24 protein-coding genes are annotated in these 26,906 nt (G+C 61.6%); 18 read left to right on the top strand and 6 right to left on the bottom strand.

The features are described from left to right. Nucleotides 1-14 precede the first annotated feature (14 nt). From IEV38_RS02565 to IEV38_RS02555, 3 genes are all read right to left on the bottom strand, one after another. On the bottom strand, nt 15-1,532 hold the full coding sequence (locus tag IEV38_RS02565) for a YifB family Mg chelatase-like AAA ATPase (RefSeq protein ID WP_188394578.1): 1,518 nt from the start codon (nt 1,530-1,532) through the stop codon (nt 15-17). A 37-nt stretch (nt 1,533-1,569) separates the two neighbouring features. Next, the gene (locus tag IEV38_RS02560; RefSeq protein ID WP_229728513.1) at nt 1,570-1,845 is read right to left on the bottom strand and encodes an aminoacyl-tRNA synthetase; all 276 of its coding nucleotides are present in this window, start codon (nt 1,843-1,845) and stop codon (nt 1,570-1,572) included. A gap of 153 nt (nt 1,846-1,998) precedes the next feature. Continuing rightward, nucleotides 1,999-2,244, bottom strand: coding sequence for an accessory factor UbiK family protein (locus IEV38_RS02555; protein ID WP_188394577.1), 246 nt, complete (start codon nt 2,242-2,244; stop codon nt 1,999-2,001). A gap of 162 nt (nt 2,245-2,406) precedes the next feature. Between IEV38_RS02555 and IEV38_RS02550 the strand changes: the two genes are divergently transcribed. From IEV38_RS02550 to metW, 15 genes are all read left to right on the top strand, one after another. Further along, nucleotides 2,407-3,210 carry a TorF family putative porin gene (locus IEV38_RS02550; RefSeq protein WP_229728512.1) on the top strand — a complete coding sequence of 268 codons (804 nt, stop codon included), beginning with the start codon at nt 2,407-2,409 and terminating at the stop codon, nt 3,208-3,210. 25 nt (nt 3,211-3,235) lie between these two features. Further along, on the top strand, nt 3,236-3,574 hold the full coding sequence (locus tag IEV38_RS02545; protein WP_188394576.1) for a P-II family nitrogen regulator: 339 nt from the start codon (nt 3,236-3,238) through the stop codon (nt 3,572-3,574). Between the two features lie 10 nt (nt 3,575-3,584). After that, on the top strand, nt 3,585-4,970 hold the full coding sequence (locus IEV38_RS02540) for an ammonium transporter (protein ID WP_188394575.1): 1,386 nt from the start codon (nt 3,585-3,587) through the stop codon (nt 4,968-4,970). Nucleotides 4,971-5,186: 216 nt separating this feature from the next. After that, a complete protein-coding gene (gene gshA, locus IEV38_RS02535; protein ID WP_188394574.1) occupies nt 5,187-6,485 on the top strand; it encodes a glutamate--cysteine ligase in 1,299 nt (432 codons plus the stop codon). A gap of 85 nt (nt 6,486-6,570) precedes the next feature. Then, complete coding sequence (gene gshB / locus IEV38_RS02530; RefSeq protein WP_188394573.1) at nt 6,571-7,524, top strand: glutathione synthase; 954 nt, start codon at nt 6,571-6,573, stop codon at nt 7,522-7,524. A gap of 47 nt (nt 7,525-7,571) precedes the next feature. Then, nucleotides 7,572-7,979, top strand: coding sequence for a PTS sugar transporter subunit IIA (locus IEV38_RS02525; RefSeq protein WP_188394572.1), 408 nt, complete (start codon nt 7,572-7,574; stop codon nt 7,977-7,979). A 49-nt stretch (nt 7,980-8,028) separates the two neighbouring features. Then, the gene (locus tag IEV38_RS02520; protein WP_188394571.1) at nt 8,029-8,298 is read left to right on the top strand and encodes an HPr family phosphocarrier protein; all 270 of its coding nucleotides are present in this window, start codon (nt 8,029-8,031) and stop codon (nt 8,296-8,298) included. 77 nt (nt 8,299-8,375) lie between these two features. Beyond that, entirely contained in the window at nt 8,376-10,124 is a 1,749-nt protein-coding gene (ptsP, locus tag IEV38_RS02515) for a phosphoenolpyruvate--protein phosphotransferase (protein WP_188394570.1), read from the top strand. A 95-nt stretch (nt 10,125-10,219) separates the two neighbouring features. After that, nucleotides 10,220-11,239: a UDP-glucose 4-epimerase GalE gene (gene galE / locus IEV38_RS02510; protein ID WP_188394801.1), complete on the top strand. Its 1,020-nt coding sequence runs from the start codon at nt 10,220-10,222 to the stop codon at nt 11,237-11,239. 15 nt (nt 11,240-11,254) lie between these two features. Further along, nucleotides 11,255-12,532, top strand: a complete 1,278-nt coding sequence (locus IEV38_RS02505) for an O-antigen ligase family protein (protein WP_188394569.1) — start codon at nt 11,255-11,257, stop codon at nt 12,530-12,532. A 1-nt stretch (nt 12,533) separates the two neighbouring features. Continuing rightward, the gene (locus IEV38_RS02500; RefSeq protein ID WP_188394800.1) at nt 12,534-13,706 is read left to right on the top strand and encodes a glycosyltransferase; all 1,173 of its coding nucleotides are present in this window, start codon (nt 12,534-12,536) and stop codon (nt 13,704-13,706) included. Further along, nucleotides 13,699-14,745: a glycosyltransferase family 2 protein gene (locus IEV38_RS02495; RefSeq protein WP_229728511.1), complete on the top strand. Its 1,047-nt coding sequence runs from the start codon at nt 13,699-13,701 to the stop codon at nt 14,743-14,745. The genes IEV38_RS02500 and IEV38_RS02495 overlap by 8 nt, the downstream gene beginning before the upstream one ends. A 4-nt stretch (nt 14,746-14,749) precedes the next feature. Next, complete coding sequence (locus IEV38_RS02490; protein ID WP_188394568.1) at nt 14,750-15,709, top strand: glycosyltransferase family 32 protein; 960 nt, start codon at nt 14,750-14,752, stop codon at nt 15,707-15,709. Between the two features lie 236 nt (nt 15,710-15,945). Continuing rightward, nucleotides 15,946-17,100 carry a homoserine O-succinyltransferase MetX gene (gene metX, locus IEV38_RS02485; RefSeq protein ID WP_188394567.1) on the top strand — a complete coding sequence of 385 codons (1,155 nt, stop codon included), beginning with the start codon at nt 15,946-15,948 and terminating at the stop codon, nt 17,098-17,100. Continuing rightward, complete coding sequence (gene metW, locus IEV38_RS02480) at nt 17,097-17,699, top strand: methionine biosynthesis protein MetW (protein WP_188394566.1); 603 nt, start codon at nt 17,097-17,099, stop codon at nt 17,697-17,699. The genes metX and metW overlap by 4 nt, the downstream gene beginning before the upstream one ends. Nucleotides 17,700-17,776: 77 nt before the next feature. On the opposite strand, the gene IEV38_RS02475 is transcribed toward metW, so the two are convergent. From IEV38_RS02475 to IEV38_RS02465, 3 genes are all read right to left on the bottom strand, one after another. Beyond that, a complete protein-coding gene (locus IEV38_RS02475) occupies nt 17,777-19,108 on the bottom strand; it encodes an AmpG family muropeptide MFS transporter (RefSeq protein WP_188394565.1) in 1,332 nt (443 codons plus the stop codon). A gap of 119 nt (nt 19,109-19,227) precedes the next feature. Beyond that, nucleotides 19,228-20,259, bottom strand: coding sequence for an AraC family transcriptional regulator ligand-binding domain-containing protein (locus tag IEV38_RS02470; protein WP_229728510.1), 1,032 nt, complete (start codon nt 20,257-20,259; stop codon nt 19,228-19,230). Nucleotides 20,260-20,262: 3 nt separating this feature from the next. Next, nucleotides 20,263-21,222 carry a GGDEF domain-containing protein gene (locus IEV38_RS02465; protein WP_229728509.1) on the bottom strand — a complete coding sequence of 320 codons (960 nt, stop codon included), beginning with the start codon at nt 21,220-21,222 and terminating at the stop codon, nt 20,263-20,265. Between the two features lie 373 nt (nt 21,223-21,595). On the opposite strand from IEV38_RS02465, the gene IEV38_RS02460 reads away from it, so the two are divergent. From IEV38_RS02460 to tolQ, 3 genes are all read left to right on the top strand, one after another. After that, the gene (locus IEV38_RS02460) at nt 21,596-24,100 is read left to right on the top strand and encodes a TonB-dependent receptor (RefSeq protein WP_188394564.1); all 2,505 of its coding nucleotides are present in this window, start codon (nt 21,596-21,598) and stop codon (nt 24,098-24,100) included. 25 nt (nt 24,101-24,125) lie between these two features. After that, nucleotides 24,126-26,093 (top strand): phytase, encoded by a 1,968-nt coding sequence (locus tag IEV38_RS02455; RefSeq protein ID WP_229728508.1) that lies wholly within the window; start codon nt 24,126-24,128, stop codon nt 26,091-26,093. 87 nt (nt 26,094-26,180) lie between these two features. Continuing rightward, the gene (tolQ, locus tag IEV38_RS02450; protein WP_188394563.1) at nt 26,181-26,894 is read left to right on the top strand and encodes a protein TolQ; all 714 of its coding nucleotides are present in this window, start codon (nt 26,181-26,183) and stop codon (nt 26,892-26,894) included. The last annotated feature ends 12 nt before the right edge of the window (nt 26,895-26,906 follow it).

The following is a 26,906-nucleotide window of genomic DNA, read 5'->3' as shown; positions in this document are numbered from 1 at the left end:
GTTTCGCGCTTAGCTTACTGATCCCGCATCGCGCGTCGGTACTGGATCGCCTCTGCCACATGCGGCTGTTCGATGCGGCTTGCCTGCGCAAGATCGGCAATCGTGCGCGCGACCTTGAGCACGCGATGATAGGCGCGCGCCGACCAGTTCAGCTTGCTCATGGCGGTGCGTAGCAACTGTTCGCCGGCCGCATCGGGCCGGCAATGCGTCTCGATTTCGTTGCCTGACAGAAGATTGTTGCGTTTACCTTGTCGCGCATGTTGCAGCAGTGCGGCGCGCGCCACACGCTGCGCAATATCCGCAGAGCTTTCGCCAGGCGTGCCGTCGAGCAGTTCCTCATGCGGCAAGGCGCCGACCTGAATCTGCAGGTCGATGCGGTCGAGCAGCGGTCCCGAAATCTTTCCCTGGTAGCGCGCGACCTGGTCGGGCGTGCAGCGGCATTTTCCGGAAGCATGGCCAAGGTAGCCGCACGGGCACGGATTCATCGCCGCGATCAACTGGAAGCGTGCCGGAAAATCGGCCTGCCGGGCGGCGCGCGAGATCGTGATGCGGCCCGACTCCAGCGGTTCGCGCAGCACTTCGAGCACGGAGCGTTGGAACTCCGGCAATTCATCAAGAAAAAGCACGCCGTGATGCGCGAGCGAGATTTCGCCGGGGCGCGGCGTGCCGCCACCGCCGACCAGCGCCACGCCGGAGGCCGTGTGATGCGGCGCGCGGTACGGACGCATGCGCCAGCGGCTGGCGCTGAAACCATTGGTCAGCGATTGCACGGCGGCCGATTCGAGCGCCTCGGTATCCGTCATCGGTGGCAGGATGCCGGCGAAGCGCGCTGCCAGCATGGATTTGCCGGTGCCGGGCGGACCGACCATCAACACACTGTGCGCGCCGGCTGCCGCCACCTCGAGCGCGCGCTTGACCTGCGCCTGGCCCTTGACGTCGGCCAGGTCCGGATAGACGGGCTGTGTCGCATCGGCCTGCGGGACATGTGCGACAAGACGCGCGTCGGCATCGTGCGCGGCGAAATGCGCGACGACCTGCAGCAGCGAGTCGGCCGGCAGGATGGCGACATTGCCGACCAGGGCGGCTTCGTCGGCATTGGCGCGCGGCAGGATGAAGGCGCGGGCGGGCGTCGTTTGCGCGCGCTGCATGGCGAAGGTCATCGCCAGCGCGCCGCGGATCGGGCGCAGTTCGCCCGACAGCGACAATTCCCCCGCGAATTCGTATTGCGCCAGCGTGTCGGCCGGCATCTGGCCCGAGGCGGCGAGAATGCCGAGCGCGATCGGCAGGTCGAAGCGGCCGGATTCCTTGGGCAGATCGGCTGGCGCGAGGTTGACCGTGATGCGCCGTGTCGGAAACTCGAAGCCCGCGTTCTGCAGCGCGGCACGCACGCGGTCGCGCGCTTCCTTGACCTCGGTCTCGGGCAGGCCGACGATGGTGAACGAAGGCAGGCCGTTGGCGAGATGGACCTCCACCATGACTTCAGGCGCCTGCATGCCGGCCAGTGCCCGGCTGGTTAACACGGCAAGACTCATTGCGCTCCCTTTTGTTTTTATGGGTGTGCGGCGGTCGTTACGGGTGATGCTGTTCGTGCTCGATGTGCTGGATGACTGCCTTGACGATCGCATGACGCAGGGCATGGTCGGCGGAAGGATGGTCGCTGCAATGGACCGTGGCGCCGCCGACCGTGATGACGGTATCCTGCGGCGCCTTGGCATCCCGGCCGTAATCGATCGTCAGTCTGTATTGTGCCAGGAGCGGGCCGCACGCCTCCCATTGGCGCGTCCATTGCGGCAGGGGTTGATTGCCGTCCCACAGCACGCCTGCGCTGTCGTGCAGCTCTTCCATGTTGTGATGGCATGGCCGAGCAGGTGCGCGAGCCTACGTTCCTGGGCCACGCAGGTGCGGAAGTATTCTTCGTCGCCGGTTCGCATCGACGGCCTCCCTCTTTGTCAGGCTGCATTTGGCACACGCAGCCTTGTCAGCCCGGCATGGTGTGGATCAGGCCTTGTCCTTGGCCTGGGCTTCCAGGATGGCGACCTGTGCCTCCAGCGCTTCGAGTTTGGCGCGCGTATTGGCCAGCACCTGCGCCTGGATATCGAATTCCTCGCGCGTGACCAGGTCCAGTTTGGAGAATCCCTGCGTCATCATCGCTTTCAGATTCTTCTCGATGTCCTTTGCTGGTGAATTTTCGAGTACCTGGTTGATACGGTTTTGCATATCGTTAATAAAATTGGACTTATCCATGGCGACCTCTTATAAAAATGCACTGTTTTCGCACCAATATTGTGCATTCCGCAGTGGATTGCGCATGAAAGGTGCGTATCGAACGTGCCCGCACGAAGATGCAGAGACGGGAACGGCGGTTACTGATAAAAACGATAATACATCCTGCGGGAAAAAGCTGGCATGAGTTCTGCTAAATGGGTGATCGAGGACAACCAATATTTGGTTTCTACTTTCAACCTTAAAGGGAATATCATGAAAAAACTGATTCTTGCAGCAGCTGTAGCGGGTGTGTTCATGGGTGGCGTGGCTCACGCTCAAGAGGCTGCGCCAGAACATTCTTTCACGGGTAATGTTTCGGTTGTCACCGATTACCGCTTCCGCGGTATTTCTCAGACCTTCAAACAACCCGCAGTGCAAGGCGGTTTCGATTATGAGCATTCGAGCGGCTTCTATGTCGGCAACTGGAACTCCAACGTCAGCGATGCCGTGTTCCCTGGCGGCAATGTAGAGATGGATCTCTACGGCGGCTATAAATTCAATGTGACACCAGACTTCGGTATGGACGTTGGTGTCTTGCGTTACTACTACCCGGGCACCGACGTCAGCGCGAATACCACTGAAGTATACGTTTCGGGTTCGTACAAATGGTTCTCGGCCAAATACAGCCACACCGTGACCGATTTCTTCGGACTTGACGACACCAAGGGTTCAGGCTACCTGGAGCTGGGTGCTGATTTCGAGGTGGCTGACAAGACCACGCTGGGCTTCCATGTCGGTCATCAAAAGGTTCGCCACAATGGTGATCTTGACTACACCGATTACAAGGTTTCGCTGGAGCGCGACTTCGGTTTTGCAACAATCGGTCTCGCTGTGATCGGTACGAACGCGGATGAATCGCTGTACACCTATACGAATACCGCTGGTACGAAGACCAAGGATTTGAGCGGTACGGCTGCAGTTCTGTCGATTTCCAAATCGTTCTAATCGAAACCCAACGCAAGAGGTTCCAATGAAGCTGATTACTGCAATTATCAAGCCCTTCAAGCTGGATGAAGTGCGGGAAGCCCTGTCTGCGATCGGCGTGCAGGGCATCACCGTGACGGAAGTCAAGGGTTTCGGCCGCCAGAAGGGCCATACGGAGCTGTATCGTGGTGCCGAGTACGTGGTCGATTTCCTGCCGAAGACCAAGATCGAGGCGGCCGTGGATGACGCGATCGTCGATCGCGCGATCGAAGCGATCGAGACGTCGGCGCGTACCGGCAAGATCGGCGATGGCAAGATTTTCGTCTATGACCTGCAGCAGGTCGTCCGCATCCGCACCGGCGAGACCGGTAAAGAAGCACTTTAAGGGGATAACAATGAGTATCAAGAAACTGTTCGCAAGTGCTCTGGCAATGGGAGCCTTGTTGATGGCAATGGGTGTGGGCACGCCTGCGTTCGCGCAGGAAGGCACGGCGCCGGCTGCCGAAACCGTGGTGACCGTGACGGAAGCGCCTGCCGCCGAAGCACCGGCTGCCGCAGAGGCAGAGCCGGTCCTGAGCGCGGGCGATACCGCCTGGATGCTGACCTCGACCATGCTGGTCATCCTGATGATCGTGCCTGGCCTGGCGCTGTTCTATGGCGGCCTCGGCCGTTCCAAGAACATGCTGTCTGTGCTGATGCAGGTATTCATGCTGTTCTCGCTGATCCCGATCCTGTGGGTGATCTACGGCTACAGCCTGGTGTTCGCCGGCGGCGGTTCGTTCTACGGCACCTTCGACAAGCTGTTCCTGAGCGGCATCACGCCCGACACGCTGTCCGGCACGATTCCGGAATACGTGTTCGTTGCCTTCCAATCGACCTTTGCCGCCATCACCTGCGCGCTGATCGTCGGTTCGTTCGCCGAGCGCATGAAGTTTGCTGCCGTGATCGCCTTCGCCGTGCTGTGGTTCACCTTCAGCTACATCCCGATGGCACACATGGTCTGGGCTGCAGGCGGCCTGCTGTTTGAAGACGGCGCGCTCGACTTCGCCGGCGGTACCGTGGTTCACATCAACGCCGGTGTGGCCGGTCTGGTGGGCGCCTACATGGTTGGCAAGCGTGTCGGTTTCGGCAAGGAAGCCATGCCGCCGCACTCGCTGGTCATGACCATGATCGGTGCTTCGCTGCTGTGGGTCGGCTGGTTCGGTTTCAACGCCGGTTCGGCGCTGAGTGCTGGCGGCGGTGCAGGCCTGGCCTTCATCAACACCATCCTGGCAACCGGCGCTGCCGCGGTGTCGTGGATCGCTGCCGAATCCATGCTCAAGGGCAAGGGCTCGATGCTGGGCGCGGCTTCCGGTGCGGTTGCCGGTCTGGTGGCGGTCACGCCTGCTGCCGGTTTCGTCGGTCCGATGGGTTCGATCGTGCTGGGCCTGATCGCCGGCGTGGTCTGCCTGTGGGGTGTCGGTGGCCTCAAGCGCATGCTGGGTGCGGATGACGCGTTCGACGTGTTCGGCGTCCACGGCGTTGGCGGTATCGTCGGCGCCATCCTGACCGGCGTGCTGGCTGCTCCCTCGCTGGGCGGTACCGGTGCGGAAGACTTCAACATGGCCCATCAAGTGCTGATCCAGCTCAAGGGCGTGGCGATCACCCTGGTGTGGTCCGGCGTGGTGTCCTTCGTGGCCTACAAGCTGGTCGACATGGTCATCGGTCTGCGCGTCTCCGACGAAGCGGAACGCGAAGGTCTGGACATCACCAGCCACGGCGAATCGGCCTACCATTCCTGATCCGTTTCATTGTTCCTGCCCGGGTTTGCCGGGTTTTCGAAAGCGCCCCGATCGGGGCGCTTTTTTTGTTTCAGAAGTTTTTCGGGGTTTTATTTGCGATGATCGGCCCCATCTGGATAGCCTTCTTCAATCAGGCGATGTCTTTCGTGCAGGGAAAGAACGGACTTTCCCTTAAAATTGCAGGCCGAAGCAATCGTTCCCGCAGAAAAGGTTTTTATGGTTCCGCATCTCGTCACGGCCGTGAACGGCCCCCTGCTCGATCTCGAGAAAAAGATTCTCGAAGCCACGCCGGCCATCGAGCGCTGGTTCCGGCTCGAGTGGCAGGAACATACGCCGCCGTTCTACTGTTCGGTCGATCTGCGCAACGCCGGCTTCAAGCTGGCGCCGGTCGACACCAACCTGTTTCCGGGCGGGTTCAACAACCTGTCGCCCGAGATGCTGCCGCTGGCCGTGCAGTCGGCGATGGCGGCAATCGAAAAATATTGTCCGGATGCCAAGAACCTGCTGCTGATTCCGGAAGGCCATACACGCAACACGTTCTATCTGCAGAACGTGGCGCGCCTGATGCAGATCTTCCGCCAGACCGGCCTCAATGTACGTCTCGGCTCGCTGTCGCCCGAAGTCACGGCGCCGACGCCGATCGAATTGCCGGACGGCACCACGCTGACGCTGGAACCGCTCGAGCGTTCGGCCAACGGCCGCCGGCTGGGTCTGAAGAACTTCGATCCCTGCACCATCCTGCTCAACAACGATCTGTCGTCCGGTCTGCCGTCGATTCTGGAAAACCTCAACGAACAGAATCTGCTGCCGCCGCTGCACGCGGGCTGGGCGGTGCGTCGCAAGACCAATCACTTCGCCGCCTACGACGAGGTGGTCAAGAAATTCGCCAAGCTGATCGACGTCGATCCGTGGATGCTCAATCCCTTCTTCATGAAGTGCGACGACGTCAATTTCAACGAGGCGACCGGCGAGGACCGGCTGGCGGCCAACGTCGATACGCTGCTGGCCAAGATGCGCAAGAAGTACAAGGAATACGGCATCAAGGAAAAGCCCTTCGTCGTCATCAAGGCCGATGCCGGCACCTACGGCATGGGCATCATGTCGGTGCACGACGCGAGCGAGGTCAAGGGCCTGAACCGCAAGCAGCGCAACAAGATGTCGGTAGTCAAGGACGGCCTGGAAGTGTCGGACGTCATCATCCAGGAAGGCGTGCCGACTTTCGAGCACATCAACGAATCGGTGGCCGAGCCGGTGGTCTACATGATCGACCGCTACGTGGTCGGCGGTTTCTATCGTGTGCATGCGGACCGCGGCAATCACGAGAATCTGAATGCGCCGGGCGCGCATTTCGTGCCGCTGGCATTCGCGCACCAGCACGCGCTGCCCGATTACCAGGCCAAGCCGGGCACGGCGGCGCCGAATCGCTTCTATATCTATGGCGTGGTGGCGCGGCTGGCGCTGCTGGCGGCCTCGCTCGAAATGGAAAAGACCGATCCGAATCCCGAAGTCTATTGATGCCGCGCCGGCCGCAGCCTGCCGCCGTTGATGGCACAATGCACGATTGGCCGGCGCACGGCCCGGCATATACGGAAAGCATGCAATGAAACTGGCTTTTGTCACCGATCCGCTCGCGGGTTTCAAGATCTACAAGGATTCGACCTACGCCATGATGGCCGAGGCGGCGCGGCGCGGCCACGAGATTCACGTATTCCGGCACAAGGACATGGCGTTCGAAGGCGGCCGCGTGGTCGCCAACGTGTCGCGCGTGACGCTGACCGGTGACGACGATGACTGGTTTCGCCAGGACGCGCCCGCTGCAAGCGGACTGACGGCCTTCGATGCGGTGCTCGAACGCACCGATCCGCCGTTCAACATGGAATACATCTACGCGACCTATCTGCTGGAACTGGCGCAGAAGCAGGGCGCGCGCATCTTCAACAAGCCGGAGGCGATCCGCAGCTTCAACGAAAAGCTGGCGATCGCGCAATTCCCGCAGTTCATCGCACCGACGCTGGTGACCAGCGACGCGGCACGCATCAAGGCTTTCCACGCCGAGCATCGCGACATCATCCTCAAGCCGCTCGATGGCATGGGCGGCATCGGCATCTTCCGCGTGAAGGGCGATGCGATGAACCTGGGTTCCATCATCGAGACGCTGACCGGCAATGGCAGCGCGACCATCATGGTGCAGCGCTACATTCCCGAGATCACGGCCGGCGACAAGCGTATCCTGCTGATCGGCGGCGAGGTCGTGCCATACTGCCTGGCGCGTATTCCGCAAGGGACCGAAATCAGGGGTAATCTGGCAGTAGGTGGCCGCGGCGAGGCGCGCGAGATCTCGGCGCGCGACCGCGAGATCGGCGAAAGCCTGGCGCCCGTGCTGCTGCAGCGCGGCCTGTTGCTGGTAGGATTGGATGCCATCGGCGACTACATGACCGAGCTGAACGTGACGAGCCCGACCTGCTTCCAGGAAATTCGCCAGCAGACCGGTTTCGACGTCGCCGCGATGTTCGTCGATGCACTGGAACGGCATGCGGCGCGCTGGAATGGCTGAGCATCGCCGTCTCTTTGCGACGATGACACTTTTTGGATGAAAGACGGATGGTCGGTATTCTCTTGTTGACGCATGCTCCGCTGGGGCAGGCATTCATCTCTGCGGTGACGCACGTATTTCGCGCACAGCCGGAGCGGCTGGAGGCGATCGACGTCAATGCCGATCAGGACACCAAGGAGGTGGAACGGCTGGCGCGTGAAGCCATCGGTCGCCTCGACGACGGTTCCGGCGTGATGGTCATTACCGACGTGATGGGCGGCACGCCGTCGAATTGCACGCTGGGATTATGCGGTGCCGAAAACGTGCAGGTGATCGCCGGCATCAGCCTGCCGATGCTGCTGCGCGCGATGACTTACCGTGACGATACGCTGGATGTCACGGTCGAGATGGCGCTTGCGGGCGGGCAGGGAGGCGCCGTGCGTGTCGATAACCGGGTGCGCCTGGCGGCCAACTGACCTGCTGACTTTTTTCTTCCCTTCCATTCAGATACAAAAAGACAAAAGAATGATCGAACAGGAAATCGAAATCATCAACAAGCTGGGCCTGCATGCACGCGCCTCCGCCAAGCTGACCCAGCTTGCCACCAAATACAAGAGCGAAGTCTGGCTCACTCGCAACAAGCGCCGCGTCAACGCCAAATCCATCATGGGTGTCATGATGCTGGCGGCGGGCAAGGGTTCCATGGTCACGCTGGAGACCAACGGTCCTGACGAGCAGGAATGTTTCGATGCGCTGGTGCAGTTGATTCAGGACAGATTCGGCGAAAACGAATAATTGCGGCGCGCGTCCGGCGTTGCGCGCCGACTCGCCGTTCAGACCTTTCGTTCAAGTTCAACGACACGGACAATTCGATGATTTCCTTCACGCTTCACGGCATCCCGGTCTCGCGCGGCATCGCCATCGGGCGCGCGCACATTCTGTCGCCGGCCGCCCTGGACGTGCAGCATTACCTGATCGCGGCCGATCAGGTGGAGGCCGAGGTCGCGCGCCTGCAGTCGGCGATCGCCACCGTGCACACGGAGCTGCAGACGCTGTGGAGCGAGCTGCCCAAGGATGCGCCGGCCGAACTGGGCGCCTTCATCGACGTGCACGTGCTGATCCTGTCGGACCCGATGCTGTCCGAAGTGCCGCTCGACATCATCCGCACGCGACACTACAACGCCGAATGGGCGCTGGCGACGCAGATCGAGGAACTGTCGTCGCAGTTCGCCGAGATCGAGGATGCCTACCTGCGCGAACGCAAGGCCGATATCGAACAGGTCGGAGAGCGCGTGCTCAAGGTACTGACCGGCAGCGCCAACCTGCTGCCCAAGCCGGGCGAGCTCGGTGACGGCGCGCCCGCCATGATCGTGGTCGCGCACGACATTTCGCCGGCCGACATGCTGCAGTTCCGCGACCGCGCCTTCAGCGGCTTCATCACCGATCTTGGCGGGCAGAACTCGCACACGGCCATCGTCGCGCGCAGTCTCGACATTCCGGCCACGGTCGGCGTCTCGCATGCCTCCACGCTGATCAAGCAGAACGACTGGCTCATCATCGACGGCGACGCCGGCGTGGTAGTGGTAGCACCGTCCAACCTGGTGCTCGAACAGTACCGCGAACGCCAGGCACGACTCGCGCGCGAACGCAAGAAACTCGGCAAGCTCAAGAAGACGCCGGCCGTCACCATCGACGGCACGCCGGTCACGCTGCTGGCCAACATCGAATTCCCGGACGACTGCCCGCAGGCGCTGGACGGCGGCGCGCATGGCGTCGGCCTGTTCCGTTCCGAGTTCCTGTTCATGAACCGTCCCGCCGAATCGGCGCTGCCGGGCGAGGACGAACAGTTCGCTTCCTACAAGCAGGCCGTGATCGCCATGAAGGGACGGCCGGTCACTATCCGCACGCTCGACATCGGCGCCGACAAGCCCATCGATTTCATCGAGCACACCTCGCTCAACCCGGCGCTCGGCCTGCGCGCGATCCGCTTCTGCCTGGCCGAACCGCAGATGTTCCTGACCCAGCTGCGCGCCATCCTGCGCGCCTCGGCCTTCGGTCCGATCAAGCTACTGATTCCGATGCTGGCGCATGCCTTCGAGATCGATCAGACGCTGGCGCTGATCGAGCAGGCCAAGGCGCAGTTGCGCAAGCAGAACGTCAAGTTCGACGAACAGTTGCCGGTCGGCGCCATGATCGAGATTCCGGCGGCGGCGCTGGCGCTGCCGCTATTCATCAAGCGCCTGAGCTTTCTCTCGATCGGCACCAACGACCTGATCCAGTACACGCTCGCCATCGATCGTGTCGATCACGAAGTGGCGCATCTCTACAATCCGCTGCACCCGTCCATCCTGTTCCTGCTCTCGCATACGATCGCCACCGCTGCCAAGGCCGGCGTGCCGATTTCGGTCTGCGGTGAAATGGCCGGCGATACGCGCATGACGCGCCTGCTGCTCGGCATGGGTTTGCGCGAGTTCTCCATGCATCCGGCGCAACTGCTGTCGGTGAAGAACGAAATCATCAACAGCGATCTGGGTGTGATCGAGCCGGCCACGCGCAGGATTCTGCGTACCTACGAGCCGACGGCTGTCGCGGATGCGGTTGAACGCTTGCAGGTCTTATAATTCTCCCCACTGATGCTGACGAGGTGGCAACGACTGCTCCGATCCGGGTAGCGCAGCAATTTGAACGGCGCATTGCCATTGACGGACCGCTACGAATAATGAAAACCATATTACTGACGGGTGCGACGGGCTACATCGGGTCGCATACCTGGTGCGAACTGCTGGAGGCCGGCTATCAGGTCATCGGACTCGACAATCTGTGCAACAGCTCGGAGAAAGTGCTCGAACGCGTTGCCGGTATTGCCGGCAAACATCCCGTATTCATCAAGGGCGACGTGCGGGATGCGCAACTGCTTGCCGATGTATTTGCTTCCCATCGCATCGATGCGCTCATTCACTTTGCAGCCCTCAAGGCCGTCGGCGAGTCGGTCGCCAAGCCGCTCGAGTACTACGATGTGAACGTGACGGGATTGGTGACGCTGCTGCAGGCGGCAAGAAATGCCGGCGTCAGGAATTTCATCTTCAGCTCTTCCGCCACGGTGTATGGTGATCCGGCTTCAGTACCGATCAGGGAGGATTTCCCTGTCAGCGCGACCAACCCTTACGGTCGCACCAAGTTGATGAGCGAGCGGATCCTGCGCGATCTCGAGTCGGCCGATCCCGAATGGCGTATCGGATATCTGCGCTACTTCAATCCGGTTGGCGCCCATGCCAGCGGTTTGCTGGGAGAGTCGCCCAAGGGGATACCGAACAATCTGTTTCCTTATGTCGCCAATGTGGCTGTCGGCAACCTGGAGAAACTGAACGTCTATGGTGGCGATTATGCGACCAGGGACGGCACGGGAGTGCGCGATTACATCCATGTCGTGGACCTGGCGCTGGGACATGTCAGGGCCGTCGCTCATCTTTTCGAAGGAGCGCCATCCTTTACCGTCAATCTGGGGACGGGAACCGGCTATAGCGTTCTCGAAGTGGTCCGTGCCTATGCCGAGGCGAGTGGACGGCCCATCGATTATCAGGTGGTGGCGCGCAGACCGGGAGACATCGCCGAGTGTTATGCAGATGTGGGATTGGCAGAAAACTTGCTGAATTGGCGTGCAGACAGAGGACTGGCGGAGATGTGCAGGGACTCGTGGCGATGGCAGACGATGAATCCGCACGGTTTTGATGATTGAGAAGAAGAGGATTTTTTGAAGAAGCTCAATGAGGACTTGCTGCGAACGATTGCATCGATCGCGGCATTCATGATGCCAGCCACTGCTTTATGGCTTAGATCGGGATATCAATATGGGGTGGCGATTTTTCTTCTTGCCGCATTGTTTTGTCTGCCACGCCTGGTACGCGAATCGTACTCCAGGGTCACCATAGGCATTGCAGCGTCTTTTTTCGCGATGGCTGTCTTGTGGTTCGAGCTATACGCATTTGGCGACGGATTGAGTCGGGTGGACCGGTCCGCCAAATTTGTTGTCAGCATACTTTGCCTGATGTATGCGGTGACATTTCCTCCCAAACGCCAAGCGTTCTACTGGGGACTGGCCATCGGCTGCGCGGGAGCCGGATTGACGGGATTGTGGCAGGTTTATCATCTGGAGCTTGAAAGAGCGAATGGTTATACGAATGCCATTCAATGGGGCAATGTTGCCTTGCTGATGGCGACAATGCTCGCGATACAACTCAGTGTCTTCTGGCATGAAAAAAACTGGATGCATCGTGCCGGCATCCTGTTTTGCATCGCACTTGGCGTGGAAGCGTCGATATTGTCGGCATCGCGTGGCGGATGGATTGCGCTGGGCGCGATCATTCCCCTGATGGGAATTTTCGTTTTTTCTTATCGGCGCGATCTCTTCAAGAAGTTTGGCCTGACCATCATCGTGGCGGCCGTCCTTATCGCGGCAACGAATACGCACATGCTTTGCGACCGTTTCGAAAAGGCCCAGCATGAAGTGAGCGAATATCTGCAGTTGTCGGACAAAACCAGAACTTCCAGCTCTCTCGGCATAAGACTGGAGCAATATCGCACGGCGGTCGAGATGATAAAGGAAAAACCGTTCTTCGGATGGGGCGCGCGTGAGTATCTGAGGGAAATGCACCAGCGGGTGGATGATGGCCGGTATGCGAAATCGACTCGCCAATTCAATTTCATCCACAACGAGTTCATCGACCTTTGGGTGAAAACGGGGATACCAGGGATGCTTGTCCAGGCTTTTCTCTATCTCTATACGCTTTGGATTTTCTGGCCCACGGCGCGCCGCATGAAAAAGCGGGAAGCCACGCCTCGTTTATGGAGGGAAGAACTGGCCTTGCGTCTTTGCGGCATCACGCTGCCCGTGATGTATTTCGTATTCGGGCAATCGCAGCATTTCTTCGTGCACAACATTGGCATCATTGCCTTCACGTTTTTCGTCATCATCCTTTGGTCGACGCTGTCGGGCCTGAAGGATTCCGAAGAGAATATTTCTTATGGCTGATATGCCAGCCGTTGCCAATCGGGTCGATGCGGATGCACGGGCTGGCATACGTGCGCCGCGCGTTCTGCATTTCGTGACGGGTGGCTTCTCAGGTGCCACCCAGGTCGCGATCGACTTGGTGGAAGCGCATCGGGCATCGGGGAATTTCGACGCCAAGCTGGTCTTGCGCAGGAAGCGAAATACGGAGTCCGGGCGAGTCGAGGCGTTGCGACAGAAAGGACTGGATGTCGAGGTCGTCGCGGGATGGTCCCATGCCGTCACGATCTGGCAACTCGCGCGAATCTGTCGCCGGTTTTGTCCGGACATTCTGGTCGCGCACGGTTTCAGCGATCATTTGTGGGGACGCTATGCGGGGCTGTTGGCAAAGGTGCCGCACATGATTCACGTCGAGCATAATTCGCGTGAGCGATATTCGCGATGTCGTTTGAGCCAGGCCTTGTGGTTGAGCAAATGCACGGATGCCATCGTCGGCTGTTCGGAAGGCGTGCGGTCCAGTTTGCTGGCGCGCGGTTTTCCTGCGGAAAAGACGATGGCCATACCAAACGGCATTCGTCTGGTTCCCTATCAGGGGCCGGTGCCGGAACTGGCGGCGCGCATTCCCGGTATTGTCATGGCAGCCCGTTTTGCGCGGCAGAAAGATCATGAAACCCTGCTTCGCGCCTTGGCGCTATTGCGCGATCGCGGCTTGCGACCAACATTGCAATTCGCCGGCGGCGGCAAGATGCGTTACAAGCATGCGGCTCAGGAATTGTGCAACCAACTGGGGTTGCAGGAGCAGGTGAACTTTATCGGTTTCTGCAGTGATGTGCCTGCCTTGCTGATGCAGCACCGGATATGCGTATTGGCCACGCACTATGAAGGCATGCCGTTGTCCCTCATCGAGGGGATGGCCGCCGGCTGCGCGGTGGTTGGCAGCCAGGTCGTCGGTGTGCAGGAAGTCATCGATCATCGGTACAATGGTCTGCTGGCGGAGCACGCTTCTCCATCTTCGCTGGCGGATGCATTGGAAGATCTGCTGCGTGACGATGTTGGCGCCCAGCGCATGGCTGACGCCGCACGTCGCGACGCCATCGGTCACTACAGCATGGAACGCATGACAAGCGACTATGAATCCCTGTTTGCAACGATCATGAGCGGTCGGCCATCGCAGGAAACGAGGGCCGGACGTGAATAACCTCATCGGCACGGCGAACCCGGCACCTTCTTCTCCCTGGCTGAGCATACTTATTCCGGTTTTCAACGTGCAAGCGTATTTGAAGGAGTGTGTCGACTCCGTCATGAGCCAGGTCGACGAAGAAGTGGAAGTGATCCTGCTCGACGACTGCTCCACGGATGGATCGTGGGAGTTGATGTTGCAGTTGAAAGAACAATGGCGTGGGCGCATCACGGTTCTGCAGCATGCGAAGAACGGTGGCTTGAGTGCTGCGCGCAACACGATGATCGACGCGGCCAGGGGACAGTATCTCTGGTTTCTCGACTCGGACGACAAGCTGCTTCCCGAGGCGGTGGCGGAGCTTCATGCCGTGGTGCATGCACACGCTCCTGATGTTGTTCTCTGCGATTTTCAGGTCTGGCGGGACAGGCCCAGACTCAAGCATCGGCTGCGCGGAGAGCATTGCAGGCGTACCTTCAAGGGGAAAACCAATGCTTTACTGCATGATCGTGCGCATCTGCTGACCGGCTTGCTGCGTACCGGCCAGTTGCATGCATGGTCGAAGATTTCCCGTCGATCCCTGTGGCATGGCGGTTTGCGATTTCCCGAAGGCAGGTATTTCGAAGACATGCGCACGATGTTGCTGATGGCGGCCAGGGCGGACAGTTTTTACCATGTTGCGCATTCATGGGTTGCCTATCGCCAGCGCATCAGCAGTATTCTGGCGTCGATGAATGCGAAAAAAGCGTGTGACCAGTCCGCGGCGCTGATGAATTTCTATGACCAGATCGATAGCCAGGGATGGGCTGGCGATGCATCGTTTCGTTTCGCGCTCGCGCATCAATGCGCGCGCAATTTCATCGGTGCGACACGATATCTGTCCCGCCGGACCGATGCATTGTCGGGCGACGAAGTGCGTGCGCTGGCCTTGCAATTCCGGGCGGACTTCGAGGCGTCCTCCCCTTTGTCGGCGCGCGAGCTGGAGCAGGCGTATCTGAGACGCGGGCAATGGATAAAGTGGTCGAAGTTCCATCATTGGTTTTCACGGCAATGGAATTGAAGCCATGCAAGATTTGACTTTCAAGACAAGAGCAGAACTTTGGCTGGCAGGCTGGTTCCAGCGTTTTTATCGCTGGCGTGCCCGGCCATTGGAAGAGATCGCTCCTCAGCGATTTGCCGCCTATGAAACAGGCTCGCCGGAAGAGCGAAGCGACAGGCCGCCTGCGGGAGAGATACCGTCTGTTATCTGGGCATACTGGAACGGCGCACAGCCACCGTTGCTGATCCAGCGCTGTTTCGAGAACTGGCGCCGCTTCAATCCGGATTTCCGCATCTGTATCCTGAATGACGAGACGCTTCCCCAGTACCTTCCCGAGGTGGCTGCCCATCTGGGCCGGATTCCCGTTGCCAAGCGCTCTGACTGGATTCGGCTCGAACTGCTGTATCGACATGGCGGCATCTGGCTCGATGCGAGCACGATACTGACCGAATCGCTTGAATGGGTGGGACGCCGGCAGCTTGAAGCCGGGGCCGACTTCGTCGGTTACTACCTTGAACAATACACGACGCGGACAACATCTCCGGTCGTGGAAAGCTGGTTCATGGCGGCGCCTGCAGGCAGTGCGTTTATCGGGGATGCCTTGCGCGAATTTGTGGCAGCGGCGATTCCGCGCAGTGGTGCCGAATATGTCGCGTATCTGCGGGAACGGGGAAGCTATGACCAGCTCCGGCAGAACATCGATATCCCCGAATATCTGAGCATTCACCTGGCCATGCAGGTCGTTCTGCAGGGCGGCGGTCGTTACCGCCTGTGTCTGGGGAAAGCGGAAGACGGGCCCTATGCGTTGCATGTGCTGGGCAAATGGGGACGTACGCCGCTCAAGATACGGCTTTTCTTTTCGAGAGTTCGTGGAGAATTGCCGTCATTGATCAAGCTGCGCAGCCCGGACCGGAAACGTCTCGACCAGTATCTGTTGCGCCAACTGTATGTGAAAGACAGCATTGCCGACCGATTCCTGAGATAGGGGCACCAAGGATTGTGGGAAATGCAACGTCGGTCCCATCCGGTTTGACGCCATTCCGGGACTTGTTTATCCTTATGCCATTGCGCCGATTTGATATCAGCTTGCGGGCGCGTAACAAATACGGCTAAAGCGTGCTCAGCAGAGTTCCGAATTAGCCCGCAAGCGCAACGCTTTCGGGCTTTTTTGTTTTCGGCGCGGGAAGTGCCGACGGGGCGTGCTCCACCTGAATGGACAACATGAATTCTCTCGGGATCGTTTCTCCGCAATCGATGTTCTTTTCGACGCCGCTGCCTCTGCAGAGCGGCGCGCAGATTTCCGACTACACGCTGGTCTACGAGACCTACGGTACGCTCAATGCCGACCGTTCCAACGCGGTGCTGGTCTGCCACGCGCTGAATGCCTCGCACCATGTGGCGGGTACCTACGGCGACGATGCCGGCACGCGCGGCTGGTGGGACAACATGGTGGGACCCGGCAAGCCGCTCGATACCGACCGCTTCTTCGTCATCGGCGTCAATAACCTCGGTTCGTGCTTCGGCTCGACCGGACCCATGCATACCAATCCGGCGACCGGCAAGCCGTACGGCGCGCATTTCCCGGTCATTACGGTGGAGGACTGGGTGCAGGCGCAGGCGCGGCTGGCGGATGAACTTGGCATCGCGCAGTTCGCGGCGGTGATGGGCGGTTCGCTGGGCGGCATGCAGGCGCTGTCGTGGAGCATCCAGTTTCCCGAGCGGCTGCGGCATTGTCTCGTGATCGCCTCCACGCCCAAACTGTCGGCGCAGAACATCGCCTTCGACGACGTCGCGCGGCAGGCGATCCTGACCGACCCGGATTATCACGGCGGCGATTTCTACGAACATGGCGTGGTGCCGAGGAACGGCCTGCGCGTGGCGCGCATGCTCGGCCATATCACCTACCTGTCCGACGACGACATGGCGGCCAAGTTCGGGCGCGACCTGCGCTCGGGCAGCTACCAGTTCGGCTACGGCATCGATTTCGAGATCGAATCCTATCTGCGCTACCAGGGCGACAAGTTCTCCGACTACTTCGACGCCAACACTTACTTGCTGATCACCAAGGCGCTCGATTACTTCGATCCGGCCAAGGACTTTGGCGGCAACCTGGCGAAGGCGCTGGAAGCCACGCGCGCGAAGTTCCTGGTGGTGTCGTTCTCGACCGACTGGCGTTTCGCGCCCGAGCGCAGCCGCGAGATCGTCGAGGCGCTGGTCGCCAACGAGCGCATCGTGACCTATGCCGAGATCGACGCGCCGCACGGCCACGATGCCTTCCTGCTCGACGATGCGCGCTACATGAACGTGGTGCGCGCCTATTTCAACCGCATGGCGGCGGAATTCTCCACGGTCGAAACGGCGGGAGCATGCGCATGAACTTCGAACAACTGAGCCTGCTGCGGCCCGACCTGGCGTTCATCGCGCACTGGGTGGAAAAGAACACGCGCGTACTCGACCTCGGCTGCGGCAACGGCGTGATGATGGATTATCTGCAGTCGGACAAGCAGTGCACCGGCTACGGCATCGAGATCGACGACGCGATGATTCCGCTGTGCGTGGAGCGCGGCGTGTCGGTGATCCAGCGCGATCTGGAAGCCGGCCTGTCGATTTTCGGTGACGATACCTTCGATACCGTGCTGTGCCTGTCGGCGTTGCAGATGATGAAGGACGTGGAAGGCGTGCTGCGCGACATCGCGCGCGTCGGGCAGGAAGCGATTGTCTCCTTCCCCAACTTCGCCTACTGGCCGCATCGCATCGCGCTGCTGCGCGGGCGCATGCCGGTTTCCAAGAGCCTGCCCTACGAGTGGTACGACACGCCCAACCTGCGCTGCGCGACGATCCGCGATTTCGAGGAGCTGGCCGACGAGGTCGGCTTGCGCGTGCTCGAATGCGTGGCGCTCGACGACGGCAAGCCCGTCGATTTCCTGCCGAACTGGCGCGGCAGCCTCGCCGTGTTCCGCCTGCGCAAGAAGTAACGGCGATTCAACCACCATCCGCAATCGGGACGACGACGGCGTTGCCGCTCATCGTCTGATCGCAGATTCCATCGGGATTATTCGGGTTTGCCGAGCGGTACCACGCGCGCGGCCAGCCACAGCAGCACGATCACCGGCACGCCGAGCAGCGCGGTCGCGGTGAAGAAATTCGCATAGCCGAAAGCATCCACGTAGGCGCCCGAATAGCCGGCGATGAATTTCGGCACCAGCAGCATCATCGAACTGAACAGCGCGTACTGCGTGGCCGAATAGCTGATGTTGGTCAGGCTCGACAGGTAGCCGATGAAGGCGGCGCTGGCGATGCCGCCGGCCAGGTTGTCGGCGGAGACCACGAACACCAGCGCGCTGACGTCGTGGCCATGGCCCGAGAGCCAGACGAACAGCAGGTTGCTGGCCGCGCTCAGGATCGCGCCCAGCGTCAGGATGCGCATCATGCCGAAGCGCATCGACAGCGAACCGCCGATGAAGGCACCCAGCAGCGTCATGATGACGCCGAACACCTTGGTCACCGCCGCCACCTCGTCCTTGGTGTAGCCCATATCGACATAGAACGGATTGGCCATGATGCCCATCACGACGTCGCTGATCCGATAGACCGCGATCAGCGACAGCACGATCACGGCCTGCCAGCGATAGCGCAGGATGAATTCGCGGAACGGGCCGATCACCACGTCGTCCAGCCATGCCGCGAGATTCTTCGCCGGCGGCAGTTCACGCCGTGCCGGTTCCTTGCAGAACAGCACAGTGACGACGCCGACCAGCATCGATGCCGCCATCACCAGGTAGGCGACGCGCCATGCATGCGGCTGGTAGTCGCCGACGTCGGCCAGTTCGGCGCGCGCCGCGATCCACAGCACGCCGGCGCCGGCCCAGATCATCGCCAGCCGGTAGCCGGTCTGGTAGTTCGCCGCCAGCGCCGGCTGGCGGTCGATGTCGGCCGATTCGATGCGGAAGGCGTCGAGCGCGATGTCCTGCGTGGCCGAGCCGAAGGCCACCATCAGTGCGCACCACACCACCGGTTCGAGCGCGAGGCGTGGGTCGTTGAAGGCCATGCCGGCCAGCCCCGCCATGATCGCCAGTTGCGACAGCAGCAGCCAGCTCCGGCGGCGGCCCATCGCGCGCGTCAGCAGCGGGATCGGCATGCGATCGACCAGCGGCGCCCACATCCACTTGAATGCATAGGCAAGGCCGACCCAGCTCAGGTAGCCGATGGTGCTGCGGTCGATGCCGGCTTCGCGCAGCCAGAAGGACAGCGTACCGAGTACCAGCATCAGCGGCAGGCCGGCCGAAAAGCCGAGGAACAGCATGCGCAGCGTGGCCGGTTCGAGATAGACCTTGAGCGTGTCCGACCACGACCGATGCCCGGCGCTGCTGTTGCGAAAGATCATTGTGTGATTGCCTTGCCTGTAGGGAATGCCGGCCGTGCCGACAAGTCAGTGATGCTGACACAAGAGGCGACGGGCGGCAAGCGGCGCCGAAGGCGTCACAAGCAGGGTTGGAAGCAGCTTCAGAAGCAGGCCGGTTGCAGGTGGCCGGGCGCGCAGCCGGTCCAGCGCTTGAAGGAACGGCGGAAGTTGTTGATGTCGTTGAAACGCAGGTAATGCGCAACTTCCTGGTTGCTGCAGCCTTCGACCTGATACAGGTACAGCGCGACATGCTTGCGCGCCAGATCGAGTTGTTCCTGGAAGTGCGTGTCGTGCTTTTGCAGCTTGCGCTTGAGTGAGGCCGGACTCATGTCGAACGCCTCGGCCACGCCATCCAGATGCAGCGGTTGCCGGATGTGCCGGCGCAGGTGGTTGTAAAGCGTGTCGAGAAAACTCTCCTGCCATTCGAGTGCGTCCATCTGCGCGCGGCTGCCGGCCAGCGCCGTCTGCAGGCCGATGGCCGAGGTGTTTTGCCACGGACGGTCGAGCCAGGCGCGCGGCAGCACCATCATGTCGAGCTGCTGGCCGAAGGCCAGGTCTTCTCCCAGATGTACCCAGTACTGCTCGATGTAGGACGGCCGCGCATGCATGAAGCTGAAGCGCCATGGCAGCCGTTCCCCCGACAGCCAGCGCGTCATGGCGGCCACGGCGGTGACGCCGGCTTCCACCAGAAAGGTGCGCATGCTGCCGGCGCCGCAACTGTCCTGCCAATAGACGAAGGCATGCGTGCGGCTTTCGACCAGGCGTGGCGTCAGCAGCGGCGACAGCAGCGCATGGCAGGCGCACAGGTGCTGCAGGGCCTGGCGCAGGTTGCCGGCGTGATGCAGCGCCTGGCTGACGTCGCCAAGATGGCCCGGCAGCAGGCGCTGGCCGTACAGGAAGCTGGTGTCGTCGGCGTCCAGCCGCTTGTGCACGTTGGCCATGATGGCGAGGAACTGCGCCGGGCTGATCTGCTTGTGTCCGCTCAGGATGTCGTCGAGAAACAGCTGCGTGCCGCGCAGCAGCAGATGGCTGTCGATGCCGCGCGACATGCCGAGGTCGAGCAGGATGGCGGGCTGGTGGCGCGCTGCGATGAAGCTGCTGTCGCGCTCGTAGCCCTTGAGCTTGATGGCCACGGTTCAGGAACTGGCGGTGATGTTCTGCTTGGCGTGCACCAGGTCGAGGTTGACGCGCGCGATCAGTGTTTCCGAATCCTCGTCCAGTGCCATGGTGACGGCGGTGCTGGCCGACAGATGGATGCGCTCGCCTTGTCCCGTGGTCTTGTAGGCGAGGCTGGCGACGGCGCTGCGCAATTCGTCGGCGATCTGCCGTGCCGCCGCTTCGCCGGTGTTGGGCAGCACGGCGACGAAGCGGTCGCCGGCCAGACGGCACAGCAGGTCCTGGCCGCGCAGGTTCAGCAGCAGGAGTTGCGTGACCGACTGCAGCACGTTGTCGCCTTCCTGTGGGCCGTGGTGGCGATTGATCTGGTGGAAGTCGTCGATGTCGATGGCGACCAGCGCCAGCGGCTGCTGCTGGCGGCCCGATTCGCGCACCGCCATCTTTACTTGTTCGCGCAGATAACCGGCGCCGCCGAGCGGGATCAGCTTGTCGAACAGGCGATGTTCGCGGAACACGCGCTCGCGCTTGGTCATCTGCAGGCGGATTGCCAGTTCCTCGCGATGCCACTGATAGATGCCGCAACTGAGGATGAGCAGCCCGATCGGGATCGGCAGGTTTTCCAGCCAGTTGTCCCAGAACACGGTGGATGGGATGACGATGAATTCGTCAAGCATGTCCATCCACCACGAGAAGATGAAGCAGCACAGGCCGACGGCCAGCAGATGCGTGACGCGACCCGACGGCCGGCTGGTCAGCAGCAGCATCAGCCACAGCAGCGCGAACAGCGCGGTGCCGCCTTCGGCGAAGACGTCCATCCAGTCGATCTCGGCCCACGGCTTGACGTCGCCGGCCAGCAGATAGAGGTAGAGGCCGGCGATGGCGGCCAGTGCCAGCCCGGCCAGCGTCAGTGTGCGATGCGTGAAGAACGGGTGCATGGGATGGTGCGGCGCGCGGCCGCGATGGTTGACGATCTGCTGCATGCTAATGCGCAAACATTGCAGTTCCGTGACATGCGGCATGGCTGCAACGGGTCAATTCAGCGCAGCGCTCGTGCAGATTTTTTTACCGAACGCGCAGAGCATCCGGTATCGGCCGGTGGCGTGCACCAAGGCTGGCCATGCATTGCGAGCACTTTTTGTCCATGCCGCCGAGTATGCGCGGACTGCTCGCAGGCCAGTCGCCGGATGGTCAAATCAGCTCAGATTCATCGGCAACACCACGCAATTCCACCCGTTTCACGCGACTCCCGTCTGGTCTGTCATGGAACTGTCACATCGCATGGTCAAGATGCGCCCCGATGTCCTCGACAGGGCGTGGGCAAATTATCCAAGGGGAGTTGTGATGAATGTGTGCATGAATTCAGGGAAGACCTGTGCTGCAGGTTTCAGGCTGAGCCTGATGGCGATTGCCATGGCGAGCCTCTCGACCACGGCGGCCGCGCAGAGCGCGGACGGCAATGCGGTCGAATACGTCGATGTCGTCGGCCAGGCGGTGCAGATCGACAAGGCGCTCGGCGAGCAGCGCCGTTCCGATCGTATCCAGAGCGTGGTGCATGCCGACGGTATCGGCCAGCTGCCGGACGACAACGCGGCGGAAGCCCTGCAGCGGATTCCCGGCATCTCGGTCGAGCGCGATCAGGGCGAGGGGCGCTTCGTCAGCATTCGCGGCATCGCGCCCGATCTCAACAGCGTCACCATCAACGGCACGCTGGTGCCGGCGCCGGAAAGCGATCGTCGCGCGGTGGCGCTCGACGTGCTGCCGAGCGAACTGATCCAGTCGATCACCGCGGTCAAGACGCTGACGCCCGACATGGACGCCAACTCGCTGGGCGGCACGGTCGAGGTGCACAGCCTGTCGGCCTTCGATCACGAAGGTTTGTTCCGCACGCTGTCGGTCGAAGGCAGCCACGACGACAACAGCGGCGAGAACAGCCCCAAGATCTCGGGCGCGATCAGTAACCGCTTCGACATCGGCGGCGGTCGCAAGAACTTCGGCGTGGCGGCGGCCGTGAGCTGGCAGAAGCGCAAGTTCGGTTCCGATAACGTCGAGACCGGAGGCGCCTGGGACCTGTCGGACCCGGCCGTGCCGCGGCTGGAGAAAATGGAGCAGCGCCGCTACGACATCACGCGCGAACGCCTGGGCGTGGGTCTGAACTTCGATTACCAGCCGGACGACACGTCCAACTATTATCTGCGCACGCTGTTCAGCCGCTATTCGGATACCGAGCAGCGCAATGCGGCCGGCGTGGAATTCGCCGATCCGCTGGCGCCGGGCGAGACCGGCGATGCGGAAGGCTACCGTGAACTGAAGAGTCGCAAGGAAACGCAGCAGATCCAGTCCTATGTGCTGGGCGGCGAACGCTCGTTCGGCCTGTGGACCGCCAGCGGCCAGCTCGGCTACAGCAAGGCCAGCGAAAAGCTGCCGTTCGGCATCGCCGGCGCCGGCTTCGAAGGCAATGACGACTTCTCCAATGCAGGCTACACCAATCCGGGCCGGCCGCGCCTGAACATTGGTGCCGGCTTCTACGATCCGACCGAATTCACGCTGGACGAGGTGGAAGCGGAATCGCAGAAGACCACCGATACCGAAAAGAGCATCCGCCTCGACCTTGCGCGCCAGTACGACTGGAACGGCCATGCGTCCGAAATCAAGTTCGGCGGCAAGATCAGCCGCCGCGACAAGCGCAACGAACTGAACGTCTGGAAGTATGACGATTTCGGCAGTGCGCCCACGGGACTCGACAGCTATGCCGGCAGCAATGCGCGTTACGGTCTCGGCTACTTCGGCCCCGGCATCAGCGACGCCGCGATCCGCCGCCTGCTGGCCACGCTCGACCACAACGCTGCCTACGACGAGGAAGAATCGCGCATCAACGATTTCCGCATGAGCGAAGACATCAACGCCGCCTATGTGATGAACACCATCGACATCGACAAATGGCGCGTGATCGCCGGCCTGCGCTACGAGGGCACGCGTTTCTCGGCCAGCGGCACCGGCATCAACGATGGCGAGTTCGAGGAGAACAACAGCATCAAGCGCTATCACCACTGGCTGCCGGGCCTGCATGGCAGCTATCAGTTGAACGACCGCACCAAGCTGCGCGCGGCCTGGACCAATACCGTGGTGCGTCCGACCTTCGAGGCGCTGGCGCCGGGCTTCGTGATCGACGACGACGAAGCCAGCTTCGGCAATCCCGATCTCGATCCGCTGAAGGCGCGCAACATCGACGTCGGCATCGAGCATTACATGGGCCGTGCCGGCGTGCTGTCGGCCTTCGTGTTCCACAAGGACATCAAAAACTTCGTCTATCAGACCGATCTGGCCGGCAACGGCAGATGGGCCGACTTCAGCGAGGCCGTGACCTTCGCCAACGGCAACGAGGCCAAACTTTATGGTCTGGAACTGGCCTATTCGCAGAAGCTCGACTGGCTGCCGTCGCCGTGGAACGGCTTGCTGGTCGGCGCCAATGCCACCTTCAGCCATTCGCGCGCCGAGATCGAAGGACTGGGCACGCGCCGCACCATCGATCTGCCCAACCAGTCGAGCAAGGTCGGCAACCTGATGCTGGGCTGGGAGAACAGAAAGTTCAGCACGCGCCTGTCGGCCAACTACAAGTCGAGCTATCTGGCCGAGGTGGCGGCCGTCGATGACGCCAATCGCGATCGCCACGCCGATTCGCAGCTGTTCGTCGATTTCAGCGCGAGCTACTACATCACGCCGAAGATCAAGCTCTCGTTCATGGCGCAGAACCTGACCAACGAGTCTTACTACATCTACAGCGGTCGCCGCGATCTCAACGCGCAGTACGAAAAGTACGGCCCGACCTACAAGATCAGCCTGACCCTGACCGATTTCTGATCATACGAAAGAACGAAACATGCCTATGCAACATCCATTCATGAAAGGCGGCCTGCTGCTGGCGCTCGTGCTGGGACTGTCTGCCTGTCAGCATCCGCGCAGCGTGTCGGCGCAGGTGGCCGAACAGCAGGCGCCGGTGCCTGCACCGGCGGCGGTTCCTGCCTTGCAGGCAGCGGCCATCGATCGCGAACTCAAGGTGGAAAGCGCGCAGCTGCTGTCCGACGACCGTTTTCTGGCTGGCGCCGACCGCCTGGTCGTGCACAAGAAGAAGGGGCTGCTGGTGCTGGCGCAGGACGGTCGGGAACTGAGCCGCCTGCCTGGAAAATTCGGCGCCATCGATCACCGTATAGATGCGCAGGGTTTTCTGCTGGCAACCGTCGATGTCGATCGCCAGCAGCCGATGGTGGTCGGCATGACGGCCGGCCGCTGGAGCGCGCCGCAGTATCTGCCGCGACCGTCGTTCAAGGTGGATGGCGTCTGCCTCTATCGCGACAGCACGGCCAATGCCTTTCTGTTCCTGGTTGGCGAAGAAGGATTGGGCGAACAATGGCTGGTGGCACACCATGCGACGCCGCTGGGCCGGCCGCAGCGCGTGCGCGCGCTGAGCCTGCCGCCTGCCAGCGAGTTCTGCCGCGTCGATGACGAAGCGGAACTGCTCTACGTGAACGAGGAAAAGGTCGGCCTGTGGGCCTACGAGGCGCATGCCGAAGCCGATCTGGTGCGTTACCCGGTGGCGGCGGTCAAGCCGTTCGGCGACATTGCCGGCAGCGCGGCCGGCATGGCAGTGGTGCCGGGCGGCGTGCTGCTGCTCGATGCCGAGCAAAAGACGCTGCATCGCTATGTGCAGGAGGGAAGGAAGAAGCGCTGGCAGGCCCGGCCGGTAATCGCGCTTGATGCCTTCGATGAACCGGAAAACCTGAGCGCGCGTGTCGATGGCGCTGGCCTTGCGCTGCTGATCCAGGACGAGCGCGGCCTGCACCGTGCATCGCTCGACTGGCTGCCGCCGGCGCCGCAGAAGCGTGCCGCATTGCCGGTACTGCCGGCGCAGGTGCAGACCGATGGCGTGCCGAGCCTGGGTGACGCCGCCGACGATCCGGCGATCTGGGTGCATCCGACCGATCCGGCGCGCAGCCGCGTGCTGGCGACCGACAAGCAGGGCGGCCTGCTGGTCTATGACCTGCAGGGTCGGCAGTTGCAGGACCTGCGCGTGGGACGTCTGAACAATGTCGATATCCGTGCCGGTTTCATGCACAACGGCCGCCTGATCGATCTTGCGGTGGCGACCAACCGCGACCATGACAGCCTGCACCTGTTCGGCATCGATCGCAGCAGTGGCAAGGTCAGCGATCTCGGACAGCAGGCGACCACGCTCAAGGACATCTATGGCATCTGCATGTTCAAGGACGACAAGGGCCGCGTGTATGCGATTCCCAATGGCAAGGACGGCACCTTCGTGCAATACCGCCTGCGTTCCGTGCAGGGACGCATCGCCAGCGAGGAAGTGCGCCGCTTCCGGGTCGCCAGCCAGCCCGAAGGCTGCGTGGCCGATGACCGCAACCAGCGCCTGTTCGTTGGCGAGGAAGATGTTGCGGTGTGGGCGCTCGATGCGCGTGCCGAAGTGGCGCCGCAGCTCGACAAGGTGATCGGCGTCGGTCCGCTGGTGCATGACGATATCGAGGGACTCGCCTTCTATCAGGGACAGCGCAACGATTATCTGGTGATTTCGAGCCAGGGCAACGACAGTTATGTCGTGCTCGATGGCAGGCCGCCCTATGCGCCGCGCGGCGCCTTCCGCATCGGCCTCGATGCCGAGAAGGGCATAGACGGCGTGTCGGAAACCGATGGCCTCGAGGTGACCTCGGCCAATCTCGGCGGCATCTGGCAGCGCGGCATGCTGGTGGTGCAGGACGGCCGCAAGCGCATGCCGGAAGGCAACCAGAATTACAAGTACCTGCCGTGGTCGGCGGTGGCTGACGCGCTCGGACTGGAATGAACGCCGTGGTCATCAAGCTGCAACATGAATGTCATTCAATGAAGCGTCCCGCTCGCATGCGGCGGGACGGACAGCGAGGAATCTCCCATGCAAGACACACTTGAACACATGACGATCTGGGGGCTGATCGCCGACGCCAGTCTGCTGGTACAGGCGGTGATGCTGATCCTGGTACTGGCGTCCGTATTGAGCTGGTATCTGATCATCCTGCGCAATGCGGGCCTGCGCCGGCGCGAAAAGGAACTGCAACAGTTCCGCGCGCGCTTCCGCCAGACGGCCGACATGCACCGTCTGTATCAGGACACGCGCCGCGCGCCGGACGACGGCGGCGTGCTGCCGGTGTTCCTGGCCGGCTACCACGAATACCTGCAGCTGGCGGGCGAACCCGGCATGGCCGCCGACGAAGTGCGCGAAGGCGTCGAGCGCGCCATGCTGGTCGCCATCGGCGAACAGGAAACGCAGCTCGAGCAGGGCCTGTCGATTCTCGCCACGGTCGGTTCGGTCAGCCCCTACATCGGTCTGTTCGGCACCGTGTGGGGCATCATGAATTCCTTCATCGGGTTGTCGCAGGTGCAGCAGGCCACCTTGTCGACCGTCGCTCCCGGCATTGCCGAAGCGCTGATCGCCACGGCCATCGGCCTGTTCGCGGCGATTCCGGCCGTCATCGCCTACAACCGCCTGAGTGCGCGTGCCGCCACGCTGGGCGCGCATTACTACCATTTCGGCAACGAGCTGCAGATGCGCCTGCATCGACTCCTGCATGGCGCCGTGCGCCGGCCGGCCGAAGCGATGGCGGCGTAAGGAGCGGAACGG

The organism is Oxalicibacterium flavum, assembly GCF_014635065.1.
In the GTDB taxonomy this organism is placed as follows: Bacteria; Pseudomonadota; Gammaproteobacteria; order Burkholderiales; family Burkholderiaceae_D; genus Oxalicibacterium; species Oxalicibacterium flavum.
This window is presented reverse-complemented; position numbering and strand designations above follow the sequence as displayed.